We start from the raw sequence: 14641 nt of genomic DNA, 5'->3' as shown, positions 1-14641 counted from the left end.
CACGAATAAAATTCGTGTCTTACAAACTTAAAAGCAAGTGCGCTACTTTTGCAACGCACTTGCTTGTCTAGGGCTTAATGGATTAGGCCTTATTCAAGACCTACAGTCCAACCCGCTGTCCAATCGTTGTCAGCGTCTTTTACTGCACCGATAAAGTCTACTGAAGAGAAGAAGCTATCTAGTGTAGACACATCTGTTGCAACTGTTGCATCTACTGTGTAGATACCGTTAAGTACTGTCGCAGTGTTATCTAGCAACGTGTTTCCAGTTTGCGCAGTAAACCATGCTTCTTGGTCGAAATCACCAGAGTTATTGATGTTTTCAGCACAAGCTAGTACTGACGTTTCAAAAGTAAGCTGTGGCGTGTTAGTGCCATCCATGTTAGCAAGTAGCGTAGTGTCGCCATCGCTTAGGTCAGCTTCAAAACACTCACCCATGCCTGCAGGGCCTGTTACAACAAAGTTGTAAAGCTGTGCGTTAGTTTGGTCGCGAAGTAAAACACCTTCTGAATCAGCGTCAGCAGTATCGAACTCGTTGCCAATAATCGTCATGTTAGCAATCATTGGGTTAGAGAACGCTGTACCGTCGCCGCCGTCACCGTCGCCTTCAATTGCGCGGTTAGCATCAGAGTTGTCGTCTGCGTGCTTAACAAGAACAAACTGTAGCTTACCTTTATAGCCGTTATCCCAGTCTACAGAGTCGTCTTGAATACCGGTTAGCGTAAGGTACTTAACGTTTACTGCACCACCGAAGAACTCAACACCGTCATCTGCGTTTTTGTGAACCTGTACATACTCAACAGTAGTACCAGAGCCCACACCACCAAACGTAATACCGTTTAGTTCGTTATCTGGTGCGATTTCAAAACCACCGTGCATTACACGTACATAGCGAAGTGTACCTGAGCTATCTGTGTTGTCAGTTCCGCCAAACACTGCACCTTCTTGTGCACCTTCAACCTGAAGTGAACATGACGTACCGTCTTGAGGGCATTTAGTTGATTCACCGTTACCTAGCACGATCATGCCGCCCCATTGACCAGCTTCACCCGCTTCTAGACCGCCAACAACGTGGTCACGTGAAGTGAATGTAATTGGGTTTTCAGCAGTACCGTTTGCGTTGATTTCAGAGTCACGGCTGATTACTAGGTAGTCGTTACCCGACGCGCCGTAAACGGTTACGCCTGGCTCAACAGTAAGGGTTGCGCTGTTCTCTTTATCTCCACCTACAAATACTGCACCTGAAAGCGCGTAGAAGTTACCTTCTGTAAGCGTAAGGTCAGATGTAATAGTACCAGACACTTCACACGTAGTGGTTGAACCGTCTACTGGTGTAATTGAAGTGGTACCTGATGGACAGCCTGAAGCAGATTGTACTAGCTCGATGTTACCGCCACCGAAACCAAATGCCCAACCTTCACGCCAGTCAGTTTCACCAACCGCACCAACAAATGTGTTCGCTTCAAAGAAAGTATCAAGCAATGTAGACGCGTCGCCACCCGCTGTAAGAAGCGCGCTTTCTGCGGTTAATGTACCGTCAGGGTTTAGACCAAGGTTAGCACGGTCTTCAAACGCGATAAGCTGGTTGCCGTCTTGGCCTGTGAACCACGCTTCTAGATCAACGGCACCTTCAGGTGAGTTAAACGGCTCAGAACATGCAATTGCTGAATAAGTCATGGTTAGGTCACCGTCAGAAAGGTTAGCTTGAACCGTTTCGTCAGTGTCCATTTCTAAACACTCGCCCATTGCTTCTGGACCAGTGATAAGGAAGTTCATTAGATTTGCGCCAGTTTGGTCGCGAAGTAGAAGACCTTCAGAGTCAGCATCGGCTGTGTCGAACGTGTTACCGATAACTGTCATGTTAGCGATCATTGGCTTAGAGAATTCAAGGCCGTCACCGCCGTCACCGTCACCTTCGATACCGCGGTTAGCGTCAGAGTTGTCAGCAGCGTGCTGCACGTAAACATACTGAAGCTTACCTTTATAACCGTTGTCCCAGTCTACTGAGTCATCTTGGTTAGCAGTAAGTACTAAGTGTTTCGCATTAACCGCACCGCCGAAGAATTCAACACCGTCATCAGCGTTGCTGTGAACCTGTACGTAATCAACTTCTGTACCTGAACCAACACCACCAAAAGTAATACCGTTAAGTTCATTGTCTGGTGCAATTTCAAAGCCCGCATACTTAACAACAACGTACTTAAGGATACCAGAGTTGTCTGTATCGTCAGTACCACCGAATACCGCACCTTCTTCTGCACCTTCTACTTGAAGCGCACAGTCAGAACCATCTTGTGGACACTTAGTTGACGTACCGTTACCAAGGATAACAACGCCACCCCATTGGCCTGCGCCAACTTCATCACCTACCACGTCATTGAATGATGTCATGATGATAGGAGCAGATGCAGTACCTTCTGCTTCAATTTTTGAATCACGGCTTACAACCAGATAATCTGCACCAGTACGACCGAAGATTATTGTACCTTCTTCAATAGCAAGCGTTACGCTGTCTGCTTTGTCGTTACCGATAAATACTGGACCTTCAAGTGCCCATACTGTGTCGTTAGTTAGTGTGATTACGCCTTGGTCGTCTGCGTCATCTGCAGTTAAACGGCCGGTAAGTACGCGAACTTCAACGTCTTGACCGAATGCGTCGCTTACTTCGCCGCTAAGGAAAGTACTTGATTCACCTGGAGCTGTATCATCTGAACCTGTATCGCCACCTGTATCACCACCAGTGTCGCCACCGTTGTTATTAGTTACGCTGTTATCAATATCGCCTTCACTGATATTGATGTCGCCGCCACAGCCTGCTAGCACAAGCGCTGTAGCGATAGCCGAAGCTTTGAAAAGTTGCTTAAGTTCCATGTGTTTCTCCAAGTACGGTATAATTATGGATTTTGAAAACGCGGAAACTTTACCTAAGGTAGATGACACATTTGTTACATTAAGGCGCTGTAACAAAAGTTTCACAGAAAAAGTTCATTTTTGAGCTAAAAAAAGCAAGTTAAAACCGCTAATTCTGTTCAAGCTTTTAGTTTTTAACTATTTTTTTGATGCTGGCAAACTACTCGTCGTCTTTATGGCTGTGATGTGAAAGAGGTTACTCAACGTCGGTTCAAGTTAAAAAAAGCACAAGATAGATGCCATTGGGCGCATGGACTCATTTTTTATGACGCTATTATGACAGGGCGAGCTATGGCAAAAAGCGGTGTAAGCACTATAGCTTGGCGCTTAATTATTCACTCAACAAGCGACGCTGACGAACAAGCACATCTTCACGAATGGGGAAATACCCATCCCTTAATACTTGTCGCTGCCCTTCTTTAGATAATATGTACCGTAAAAACTCTCGTTCTAGGGTGGGTAACGGTTCGCCCGGCTTTTTATTGATAACTAAATAAAGAAAGCGAGCAAAGGGGTAGGATTCATTGCGAACAGTATCGATAGACAGGGGGATTAAGTTGTCCATAGACTCACCTAATGGCAGTGCGCGCACGCCCGCGGTTTTATAACCATAGGCAGCATAACCGATGGCGCCAGTACCGCTGGCTACCGACAGCACCACCGATGCAGAACCCGGCTGCTCGTTCACCGTATTTTTTAAAATCGCCGTCACACAGCGCCATGACTTTAAATAAACCATAGGTTCCCGATACTGAGTTCCGGCCATATAGCCGGATAGGAGAACGGTACGCTACGTCATTCACCCCGAGTTGAGACCACGTCGTAATTTCATTATCGCTACCACAAAACTGGGTCTCGGAAAAAACCGCATCCACCTGATCAAGGGTCATACCCGGTAGCGGGTTGCGTCTATCAACAAAAATTGCGATGGCATCCATTGCCACTTTTAATACTGTGGGTGGATAACCGTGTGTGCGGGTGAAGTCTCTTATTTCGCTAGGCTTTAGTTCACGACTCATTGGCCCTATTGTCGCGGTGCCTTCGATAAGCGCTGGAGGGGCAGTCGATGAACCCGAAGCTTGAATTTGAAAGCCTACTTGAGGATAAAGCGTTTTAAACTCTTGAGACCAAAAGGTCATTAAGTTCGCCAATGTGTCTGAACCTACTGAAGATATCTTCCCCGCTACGCCCGGTACACGTTCGTAAGCCGGCACTTGATAGGCTTTCGTCACGGTCTGTTCACGCTCTTGCTCTAAAACCACGGCTGGCGTTTTTAACGACAATAGAGTACAACCAAAAAAGACCAAGCTTAACAGGCTAAAACGATGTACGCTCACTGATACTCCCCCGTAATCACCTGGTGTTCTGATTGCATAACTATCACTTTTAAAAACCTTAAACACTACAGCTGCTCAGCAATAAGTTCTTTATCTAATACAAACGAGAAGTTACTGCCCTCGCCAAGTGTACTCGTAATCTCTAGGCGAGAATTATGATGACTTAGCACGTGTTTTACAATGGATAGGCCCAGCCCCGATCCGCCGGTTTTTCTTGAGCGGGCTTTATCAACGCGATAGAAACGTTCGGTAAGGCGGTTAAGATGATTTTGCTCAATACCATCGCCATTATCCACAACAGAAAATTGCACGCCGTTTGCCTTTCGCTGCCAATAGACGTTAATTTCGCCGCCGGCGGGTGTGTAGTGCACCGCATTGAACACCAAGTTTGAGCACGCACTTCTAAGTTCGGTTTCTACGCCAAATACATAAAGCTCTTCATCAATATGAAAGTTTATTTTGTGGTTCTTTTCTTTATTGAGCGCCTGTGCTTCTCTTTCCACTTGGGCTAGCACTGTAGGAATATTGACCACGTTTTCGTAAATGCGTTCTGAACTTGCCTCAATGCGTGACAATACCAGCAAATCTTCTATCAGGTTTTGCATGCGATGGGTTTGCGATGTCATTTCCTTCATCGCTTTATGCATAAACGGGCCTGATTCTTCATCTACAGGAAGAATTTCCAAATATCCATTAATCACCGTTAGCGGCGTGCGAAGCTCATGAGATACATTGGCCACAAAATCTTTGCGCATTTCTTCAAGTTGAGAAACCCGTGTTATATCACGGGCAATAAGCAGCAAGTGCTCTTCCCCGTAGGGCATGATGCGATATTCAAAGGTTTTATTCGGATTAGTTGGCGACGGTACTTCAATCGGGTATTTATAGTTACCTGCATGAAAGTACTGAATAAACTCAGGATGTCGCAGCAAGTTGTCTATTCGACGGCCTGAATCCTGTGGCCACTTAAGCCCTAAATCTAGTCGCGCTAGGCGGTTACACCAAATAATACACGCCTTAGCATCAACTACCACAGCGGCATCTGGCAGGGCTTCAGAACCTTCTCTGAAGCGCTTAACCAATTCGCCCAATTCCTTGCGTTTATTGCGGTTACGGCGCTGAAGATAGTAAATGCCTTCATAGATATGCTCCCACACGCCACGCACAGTAGGTGGAGACATCTTACGGCTATGCCATAGCCAACGGTTAAGTTTATAAAGGTGCCAATAATTAAACAATAAGAGCAGGGTTGCACCTATTGCTACTGCGAACAACATGTCATCCAAATACCACCCCACCAGCGCAAAAACCACAAGGAATAGCACTAGTCGCAGTGTACTTCTCAACCAAGAGAAAGGGTAATACATGAAATAACTCGCGTTGTTAATGGTGGAAAATACATTCGCTCAAAAATCGTAAAGGCAAGAGGGAATAGCGCATTGCCACTCCCTTAACATCTTCGTTAATTACAGTTTAGTAGAAAAACGATAGCCCGCACCGCGTACGGTTTGGATCATAGCATCATGGCCATGACGAGAGGTAGCTTTGCGCAGGCGTCGGATATGAACGTCTACCGTTCTATCTTCTACATACACGTTTGTTCCCCACACGTTATCAAGTAAAAGTTCTCGACTGTACACACGCTCTGGGTGCGTCATAAAAAAGTGTAATAACTTGAACTCAGTTGGGCCCATGTCTAGGGGCTCTTCGTTAGCCATAACACGGTGGGAAACCGGCTCTAACTTAAGCCCGTTAAATTCGATAGGCTCTTCGTTTGAGGTCGGTGTTACTCTGCGCATGACCGCTTTTATTCGCGCCACTAACTCTTTAGGAGAGAAAGGCTTGGTGACGTAATCGTCAGCACCTGCGTCAAGGCCGCGAATTTTGTCTTCTTCTTCGCCACGCGCGGTAAGCATAATTACCGGTATATCACGGGTAAATTCATGTTGCTTTAAACTTTTCGCTAGCTGTACACCGCTTCCTCCCGGCAGCATCCAATCTAATAAGATTAAATCCGGATAGGGTTCGCAAATTTTTTCTTGCGCGATGTCATAATCTTCGGCTTCAATAATATTAAAGCCCGACTGCTCAAGTACGAACTTAAGCATTTCACGGATAGGCGCTTCGTCCTCAACCACCAACACTGTACGAGACATCGTTATATTCCTGCTCATTATTAAACGCCGTTATTATTAATGTGGTCTGTGACAGTTTTATTAAAACGATTACATTAATGTGTCAAGTTTAATACGGTAATAAAACAACTTCGCCCAAAGTTTAAGCGCTTAATCTTGTTTATTATTTCTTTTACGCATATTCTTGAATCGTCGAAATTACCAATCACTCTATGCTAAAACGCAACGCTCGAAACTATGTATAGAGAATATAGAGTCTGATGTAACAGGGGTATGTTTATCAATGACTGCGGTCAAGACAGGGTTATCAAGGAAGCTCTTAGCCAGAGTGTTATCGGTGTATTTCTCGCTGACTCTTCTGGTAACAATAGGACAGATCTTCACAGAGTACCTCAGCACTAAAAATCACGTAGAAAGCGAACTTCAAACTTTGAAGAACACGTTTTCCTCTAGCCTTACCCGCGCAATGTGGGAGCTCAATAACGATCAGGTCCGCGCCATCTCCGAAGGGCTGATGTCACTGCCCATCGTTGAAGGCCTGCAGGTTCGCGGAGAAAACGGCAACTACATTGCAGACTATGGTATTCGTGCAAAACGTTCACTTGCGCCCATTGATCGCGAAGTTATCGAAGACCATTCTGGCGGGGTATTCAGCTACAGTTTCCCTCTCGTTTTTAAGTTTTCGGGACGCGAATCAACGGTGGGTGATGTTACCCTTTATTCTAGTTTTGATACTATTTTTAGTCGCATAGAGGTGGGCGTATTTTTCCTTATCGGAAACGCTATCGTAAAAACCACATTTCTTGTATTTCTGTTCATGACAGCCTTTCGCACTATGCTCTCAGAGCCGCTTCAAAGTATTACCGAACAAATGGGTAACTTCGACCCCGAGCACCTCAGAGACAGCAAAATCAATATAGAGCTAGAAGACGATAACGAGCTTTTACAGCTCAAAGAGTCGTACAACGGCGTCATTGACGATTTGATAGTTTCGAAAAACAATCTTAACGACGCCAAAAGCGAATTAACCCTCGCCAACAGAAAGTTAGACGACCAAAACCTTATTTTAGAACAAGAGGTGGCAAAGAAAACCGCTTCTCTTTCTCAAATTATGCTGGATTTGGAGCAGCAAAAAGACGAACTTATCGCCCATCAGCGGGAGTTGCGCCAAGAAAACGAGAACCGTCAGTACATAGAAGCTGAGCTTAGAAAACGTAATCAAGAATTAGCTAACTCCATGAATACGCTTCGTCAGACTCAAGAACAACTTGTAGAGTCTGAGCGCATGGCGTCGCTTGGTGGTTTAGTTGCAGGTATCGCCCATGATGTGAATACGCCGTTAGGCGTAAGCGTTACCGCAGCAAGCTTTCTTCAAGAGCGCCTAAATAACCTAAAAACCGACTTTGAAGATAAAAGCCTAACCAGTAAAAGCATGTCGAGCTTTATTGATGAAGCAGAACAAACCGCCCTACTGCTACTGAACAATTTAGAGCGCGCTTCTGATCTCATTGCCAGTTTCAAGCAAGTAGCGGTAGACCAGACAAGTGAAACAGAACGAGAATTTGTACTTGGCGACTACATTAATGAGATTATTCTGTCGCTTAAACCAAGCTTTAAACATACCGAGTATGAAATTAATGTCTCTTGCCCCGACAACTTAGTAGTGAAATGTGCGCCTGGCGCTATTGCACAAATTGTTACCAATATGGTTGTGAACTCGCTTACCCACGGCTTTGAAGGTAAAACCACCGGCACCATTAATTTAGTGGTGAAAGACGCGGGTGACAATGTGGTTATCGACTACACCGATAATGGTAACGGGCTAAATGAAGAGGCATTAGAAAAACTGTTTGACGCCTTCTTCACAACAAAACGTGGACAAGGCGGCAGTGGCTTGGGAACGCATATTATGTATAACTTAGTGACGCAGTCACTAAACGGGCATATTGAAGCGCAAAGTGCGCCAGAGCAAGGCTTGCATTATACTATTCGCTTCCCCAAAAAGAGTACGTGACACGCCTAGTATTCATTTTTAGACAGGTCGCACGTTAAGCGTACAATCATGACTTAATACCTTTTTATTCAATTGCGCAGTGCCACTTACATTGGTACGCTTGCGCCCTATTTTTATCAAGAGAATGCTTACACTATGTGGTTTAAAAATGTAAAAGCCTATCAAATTACTCAACCGCTATCGCTAGATGAGGGCGATTTAGAGCGTGCCCTTAACAAGCATGCTTTCCGCCCGTGCGGCAGCCAAGATATGGCAACTATGGGGTTTGCTTCCCCGTTTTCTCAGGCTGGTAAGCAAGGCACCATGTTTCACGTTGTTCAACAGCGTTTTTGGATAACGCTAAAGAAACAAGAAAAGATTCTTCCTTCTGCTGTGGTTAATGCTGAACTTGATGAAATGGCAGCCAAGATAGAAATGGAAACAGGCTCGCCGGTTGGCAAAAAAGCCAAAGCCGACCTTAAGCAAGAAATTCAAACCCGCTTGCTGCCTCAGGCCTTTACAAAAAACACCTACACTCATGGTTTTATCTCGTTAGCCGACAATTTGGTGGTGGTTGATGCGTCTTCTGACGGCAAAGCCGAAGCCTTTTTGGCCATGGTAAGAAAGGCCATAGGCTCGCTGCCTGTTGTGCCGTTTACGCGCAGAAGCCTTCAAAGCGAACTTACCCATTGGGTTACTGAGGCAACGCCTGAAGGCGTAGGCTTACTTGAAGAAGCTGAATTTAAATCAACTGATGACACAGGCAGCGTTATCCGCTGTAAAAACCAGCCGCTAGACAGCGAAGAAATTACTATTCACCTAGATGCAGGTAAGCTGGTCCAAAAAGTCGCATTTGAATATGCAGAGACGCTAACGGCTATTATGTGTGAAGATGGTGCCATTAAACGCATTAAGTTCACCGACCGCATTAAAGAAGAAACTGACGACGTACCAAAAGATCAGGTAGAAGCGCGCCTTGACGCGGAATTTGCGCTGATGTCAGCCGAAATTTGTACGCTGCTAAACTTCCTTCGTGGTGCGCTTAATCTTAACGACGATAGTTTGTGAGCGAGCGATCAGTAGAACGCAATCTATTCTCTAATATCAATTGAGCATTTAATTCAAAGCCTAATCACTATTACAGTAATTAGGCTTTTCATAAATATCCCTAGAGTACCGTTTCTAATTAGCTTGCTTTTGTAGAAGCGATTTTTTACAAAAGCTTTCTAGCCGCTCAAAAAACATTACTTAGCCACTTTAAACAGGGTAGTGAATTACCACAACAAAGCGCGTTTCTCCTACTTCATCTCGATAACCGTGTGGCTGATCTGCGTGCAATATACATTGCTCTTGCGCTTGATAGGCTTGCCATTGACCATCTTGCAAAACCCCCCTAACTTCCCTTGTAATACGTGAATGTGTTCTGTTACACCTATTTGGTGCGCCGAAGAGTGCTGCTCATGAAAGTCCTTCAAGCAAAGCTCAAACATTTCAAACTGAGTGACTGCATTAAACGGGAATAGCGTTTTAATGGTTACGTTTGGGTCGTTAGCGAACTTATCATCTGCGTGTTGAGACGTAGGCGCTGTTTCGTCACCAGACAAGAAAGAAGAAAAAGAACACGCAAGACCTGTGGCTATTTTCCATAAGGTAGCGATAGTTGGGCTAGACTCACCTCGCTCTATTTGCCCAAGCATGGCTTTGGACACCCCTGTTAATTTGGCGGTTTTATCAAGTGAAAGGCCTCGCCCTGTACGAACTGATTGCAGGTGTTGAGCAATGCTTTTTGAAATAGCAGAAGGCTGCGCATTTGCTTTTGTCATGTAATGAAGGCCTTTTACTTCGTCTCTAAAGTTGATAAAGCAGTTGTGCGTTATAACGCACGAATGGTAAGTTACCTATTGTACGTTATAGCGCACAAAAAGGTAGAGTAGCACATCAATAGACGCTAAAAGCGTGTTTTTATCACTCAGTCGATTCCAAATCGAAATTCCATCACGAGGGTTTTCATGAGTAAATGGAAGTTAAGTCATATCAGCGCAGGGCTTACCGCCGTTACGGTAGGTTACAGTAGTTCTGTCGTTATTATCATTGATGTGGCACGTAAGGCCGGCGCTAGCGATGACATGGTAATAAGCTGGTTATTCGCGCTTGGACTAGGCATGGGTATTACCTGTATTTTATTTTCGTGGCTATCCAAGCTGCCCGTTGTTACCGCTTGGTCTACCCCTGGCGCCGCTTTCTTGTTAACGAGTATCGGTAATTACCGTTTAAGCGAAGCCATTGGTGCTTTTGTAATATGCGCAATGCTTTCTCTTGTAACGGCTCAAAGTCGTAGCCTGCTTAAACAAATTAGTCGGATTCCGCCTGCAATCTCATCGGCACTTTTGGCCGGTATTCTCTTACCTATATGTCTTGCTATATTCAGTGATGTGAACGATGCGCCGCACTTAGTCGCGTTATTTCTCGCGGTTTATCTAATAGGAAGCCGGCTATTTCCCCGTTATCTAATGCTGTTACTGCTGGTTATGTCGGTGGGCATTAGTATGTTTATGAGCAGTGCAGACGGTGGTGTTGCTTTAACAAGCGATTCATCAGGGCTGTCATCAATATTTACCCTGCCCGTGCCTATTTGGGTAACACCCACTTTCTCGCTAAGTGCCACTATTGGGTTAGCCTTTCCCCTTTTTCTTATTACTACACTTTCTCAAAACTTACCTGGTATTGCTATTCATCACGCCCACGGCTATACACCCGACCATAAGCCTATTTTATCAGGTATCGCCATTGCTCAAGCCCTATTAGCACCATTTGGAGGCTTTACCTTTAACCTAGCCGCTATCACAGCAGCATTGTGCATGGGTGAACAAGCGGATAGTGAAAAGTCACAGCGCTATAAAGCGGCTATTGCAGCCGGTATGGTGTATATATTTATGGGGCTGTTAGCGTCTGTGGTCGTAGCATTATTTGTTAGCATGCCCAGTATCATTATTCACCTACTTGCTGGGCTAGCTCTGTTAGCTACGCTTCAAGGGGCGGTAGTTCGTGCTATGGAAATAGAACATCACAGGGCCCCTGCACTGCTTACTATGCTGTGTACTGCGTCAGGCTTTAGCTTATTTTCTATGACTTCAGCAGTGTGGGGGTTGGGGCTAGGCTTAATATTGCTGTATGTTCAAAAGAAACCTGCTAACGCCTAGTGTTGCTTATTTAGCGCTGTACCCATAGCAACTTACATAACAAAAAGGCCGATACGTTTTGAAGATTCACTTCTGTATCGGCCTAACATTATTGTGTAGATCTGGGGGTAGCTTAACTGCTTATAAGAAAATTTGCTTCGCTGCGCTTGTTAGCTCTTCGAATTCATCAGAGTGTAGTTCACCCATATCTTCTACAACACCGCGCTGTATCGCTAAGTTTAAAATAGCATCTTTTTGACTGCCGGCAGCCCCTGACACCGCCGCGCCAACACGTACAAAATCGATATAGCTCAGGTTATCAGGCAGGTAGCTTAAATCTTTCCAGTTTTTAGCCACATTAACGAAACTATCGCCAAAGCCCCATTCTCTCATTATGCTCGCGCCGATTCGCCCCGACAATTGATCTATCGCAACTTCAAGAAATGTTGGGTTAGCAAATACTTCAGGGTGGCGCTCTGCTTCGGTTAAAATAGGCAACACACCAATGTTATGAACAAGGGCTGCCAAAGTCATAGTATCCATGCTCATTTCACGATTTTTAGTCCGGGCGATATAAAGCTGTAAAACCGCCATGGCACTAGCCACTATGTTCACAGTATTGGCCCATTCCTGCTGTAAATACCGAGCAACCACGTCGTTTTTCGATACAAATAGCTGTTCCATTGCCAGGGCAGTAGAAATGTTCTTAATTTGGCGCAGACCAATACGCGTTACCGCCTGACTAACTGAAGTCACTTTAACGCTACGCCCCATATAAGCACTATTAGCAATTTTAATCATTCTTGCGCTTAATGACGGGTCCTGACCTATAACCTCGCCCATTGCGTTTAGGTTTATATCAGGGTCGTCAGCTGCTTTACGAACTTTCAATGCGATAGCAGGAAGTGTAGGAAGGACGAGAGTATCGTTGTTAATTTTTTCAACCAAGATGGTTGAAAGCGCGTTCTGTGTAGACATATTTCTACCCTTAGGAAGTTCCAAATAGCCCAGAAGGCAATCAGTTGCTGTATCAGTTAATCAAGTTGGTACTCGTAAACCAGCATCAACTATGACCGTTTATGCTTTACTCTCCCTGCTTTATTAGCATAAGGCATTATTCGTTACGCAAAAATACAGGAGGTTTATTGTTTTATTATCGTATTTCTATCACCATACTATAGTAGCTTTTCACTTTCGACCAACTAAAAAAAACTAAAGCGTCAGAGAGAAATATTTACTATTGTGGAGCGACGAGCGCATAGACGAAGTATAGACAACCAGTAGCAAAGCACTATTCAAATTACACAAATAATTTTCATACTTTTGTATAAAATCAAAAGCATAGCTATAGTGAACTAGCTATTTTTCGACAGATAACACGGTAACCTTCATTATGAAAAACACACTTTCACATTACACTCCTATTGCTGCCGCAATAGCGGGGTTATTTATGCTTACAGCGTGCGGTAAAAGCGCCGACACAACACAAACAACAACGGCAAACCCCGAGACGACAACAGAGCAAACCTTGTTAGTTGACGAATCTCGCTTGTCTATTTATCACGGTGTAGACCTTACTAGCGATTTGTCACACCTTAGCGACAATCAGCACAAAATGCTTTCGCTGTTAATCGATGTATCAAAAATCATGGATGACTTATTCTGGAAACAAGCGTTTTTTGAAGATAAAGATGCATTTCTTTCATCAATAGACGATGAAGACGTCCGCCACTTTGCTGCCATTAACTACGGGCCGTGGGATCGCTTAAACGGAGATACCCCTTTTATTAGTGGCTATGATGACAAAGCGCCCGGTGCTGAATTTTACCCCCATGACATAGATAAAGCCGAATTCGCTACGGCAAGCTTTGAAGACAAACAAGGCCTTTACTCTATGGTAAAACGTGATGAAGCAGGTAACCTTTATTCAGTGCCTTATTCAGAAGCATTTAAAAGCGAGTTAATGAAAGCCTCTGATTTACTTAAAAAAGCATCAGAGCTGGCGGAAGATGAGAGCTTCAAGCAATACCTGCAGCTTCGCGCCGAAGCACTTTTATCCAATGACTACCTTGCCTCTGACATGGCATGGATGGATATGAAAACCAACCCGATTGAGCTTGTTATCGGCCCCATTGAAAGCTATGAAGACCAACTTTTTGGCTATCGCGCTGCGTTTGAAGCTTACGTACTTATTAAAGATCTAGCGTGGAGTGAAAAGCTCGCAAAGTATGCGGCTTTCTTGCCTGAACTACAGCAAGGCCTGCCCGTCGCTGAAGCCTACAAAGCCGAAATGCCGGGCTCGGACGCGGACCTTAACGCATACGACGTCATTTACTATGCGGGCCATTCTAATGCAGGCAGTAAAACCATTGCCATAAACCTGCCTAACGACGAACGGGTTCAGCTAGAAAAAGGGACCCGACGTCTGCAGCTCAAAAACGCTATGCGTGCAAAATTTGATACCATTCTCGTTCCTATCGCAGATACGCTCATTGTACCTGAGCAGCGCAAGCACATTACATTCGACGCTTTTTTCGCGAACACCATGTTTCACGAAGTGGCCCACGGTTTAGGGATTAAAAACACCCTGGACGGTTCAGGTACCGTGCGCGGCGCACTAAAAGAGCATGCATCAGCCCTTGAAGAAGGTAAAGCAGATATTCTTGGCCTGTATATGGTACAAAGCCTTCTCGAAAAAGGTGAGATTACCGAAGGCGCATTAGAGGATTACTACGTAACCTTTATGGCAGGCATTTTCCGTTCAGTGCGTTTTGGTGCAAGTTCTGCACATGGCAAAGCCAACATGATTCGCTTTAACTTCTTTGCTCAACAGGGCGCATTTGAAAAGACCGAAGACGGGCTATACCGGGTTAATATGGAGAAAATGGGCGCTGCGGTAGAAGCGCTATCGGAACTTATTCTTACCTTACAAGGTGATGGCGATTACGATGGCGTGGCTGAATTGGTTGAGACAATGGGTGTGATTAAACCTGACCTTTCATCAGATTTAGCGCGCTTAGAGGCGGCGAGTATTCCGGTTGATATTCACTTCAACCAAGGTAAAAAAGTACTAGGGCTTAGCGAGTAA

At 44.9% G+C, this 14641-nt stretch carries 8 protein-coding genes and 2 pseudogenes; 4 read left to right on the top strand and 6 right to left on the bottom strand.

Going from position 1 to position 14641, the window contains the following annotated elements:
- Window positions 1-89: 89 nt before the first annotated feature.
- The 4 genes and pseudogenes from ACX5J7_RS04490 to phoB form a co-directional block, all read right to left on the bottom strand.
- A complete protein-coding gene (locus ACX5J7_RS04490; protein ID WP_015066232.1) occupies window positions 90-2870 on the bottom strand; it encodes a beta-helix domain-containing protein in 2781 nt (926 codons plus the stop codon).
- A gap of 370 nt (window positions 2871-3240) precedes the next feature.
- Window positions 3241-4171 (bottom strand): annotated as a pseudogene (locus ACX5J7_RS04485) (PstS family phosphate ABC transporter substrate-binding protein).
- A gap of 140 nt (window positions 4172-4311) precedes the next feature.
- Window positions 4312-5613: a phosphate regulon sensor histidine kinase PhoR gene (phoR, locus tag ACX5J7_RS04480; protein ID WP_498706248.1), complete on the bottom strand. Its 1302-nt coding sequence runs from the start codon at window positions 5611-5613 to the stop codon at window positions 4312-4314.
- 99 nt (window positions 5614-5712) lie between these two features.
- The gene (gene phoB / locus ACX5J7_RS04475) at window positions 5713-6402 is read right to left on the bottom strand and encodes a phosphate regulon transcriptional regulator PhoB (protein WP_474372503.1); all 690 of its coding nucleotides are present in this window, start codon (window positions 6400-6402) and stop codon (window positions 5713-5715) included.
- Between the two features lie 262 nt (window positions 6403-6664).
- On the opposite strand from phoB, the gene ACX5J7_RS04470 reads away from it, so the two are divergent.
- Window positions 6665-8395 (top strand): sensor histidine kinase, encoded by a 1731-nt coding sequence (locus ACX5J7_RS04470; RefSeq protein ID WP_020742893.1) that lies wholly within the window; start codon window positions 6665-6667, stop codon window positions 8393-8395.
- Between the two features lie 135 nt (window positions 8396-8530).
- The gene (gene rdgC / locus ACX5J7_RS04465) at window positions 8531-9442 is read left to right on the top strand and encodes a recombination-associated protein RdgC (protein WP_015066228.1); all 912 of its coding nucleotides are present in this window, start codon (window positions 8531-8533) and stop codon (window positions 9440-9442) included.
- 189 nt (window positions 9443-9631) lie between these two features.
- Here rdgC and ACX5J7_RS04460 read toward each other — a convergent pair.
- A pseudogene (locus ACX5J7_RS04460) lies at window positions 9632-10197 on the bottom strand (helix-turn-helix domain-containing protein).
- 186 nt (window positions 10198-10383) lie between these two features.
- Here ACX5J7_RS04460 and ACX5J7_RS04455 point away from each other — a divergent pair.
- Complete coding sequence (locus tag ACX5J7_RS04455) at window positions 10384-11574, top strand: benzoate/H(+) symporter BenE family transporter (RefSeq protein WP_498706241.1); 1191 nt, start codon at window positions 10384-10386, stop codon at window positions 11572-11574.
- Between the two features lie 120 nt (window positions 11575-11694).
- On the opposite strand, the gene ACX5J7_RS04450 is transcribed toward ACX5J7_RS04455, so the two are convergent.
- Complete coding sequence (locus ACX5J7_RS04450; RefSeq protein ID WP_015066226.1) at window positions 11695-12531, bottom strand: HDOD domain-containing protein; 837 nt, start codon at window positions 12529-12531, stop codon at window positions 11695-11697.
- Between the two features lie 415 nt (window positions 12532-12946).
- Here ACX5J7_RS04450 and ACX5J7_RS04445 point away from each other — a divergent pair, with 415 nt between their 5' ends.
- Window positions 12947-14641, top strand: coding sequence for a dipeptidyl-peptidase 3 family protein (locus ACX5J7_RS04445; RefSeq protein ID WP_474372502.1), 1695 nt, complete (start codon window positions 12947-12949; stop codon window positions 14639-14641).

This window comes from Alteromonas infernus (assembly GCF_902705815.1).
The sequence above is the reverse complement of the archived record's forward strand: the minus strand, read 5'-3'. Positions and strand labels throughout refer to the sequence as shown.

Coding starts and splice junctions, on each gene's coding strand:
- ACX5J7_RS04470 (WP_020742893.1), top strand. CDS start 6,665: ATGACTGCGGTCAAGACAGGGTTATCAAGGAAGCTCTTAGCCAGAGTG.
- phoB (WP_474372503.1), bottom strand. CDS start 6,402: ATGTCTCGTACAGTGTTGGTGGTTGAGGACGAAGCGCCTATCCGTGAA.
- ACX5J7_RS04490 (WP_015066232.1), bottom strand. CDS start 2,870: ATGGAACTTAAGCAACTTTTCAAAGCTTCGGCTATCGCTACAGCGCTT.
- rdgC (WP_015066228.1), top strand. CDS start 8,531: ATGTGGTTTAAAAATGTAAAAGCCTATCAAATTACTCAACCGCTATCG.
- ACX5J7_RS04445 (WP_474372502.1), top strand. CDS start 12,947: ATGAAAAACACACTTTCACATTACACTCCTATTGCTGCCGCAATAGCG.
- ACX5J7_RS04450 (WP_015066226.1), bottom strand. CDS start 12,531: ATGTCTACACAGAACGCGCTTTCAACCATCTTGGTTGAAAAAATTAAC.
- ACX5J7_RS04455 (WP_498706241.1), top strand. CDS start 10,384: ATGAGTAAATGGAAGTTAAGTCATATCAGCGCAGGGCTTACCGCCGTT.
- phoR (WP_498706248.1), bottom strand. CDS start 5,613: ATGTATTACCCTTTCTCTTGGTTGAGAAGTACACTGCGACTAGTGCTA.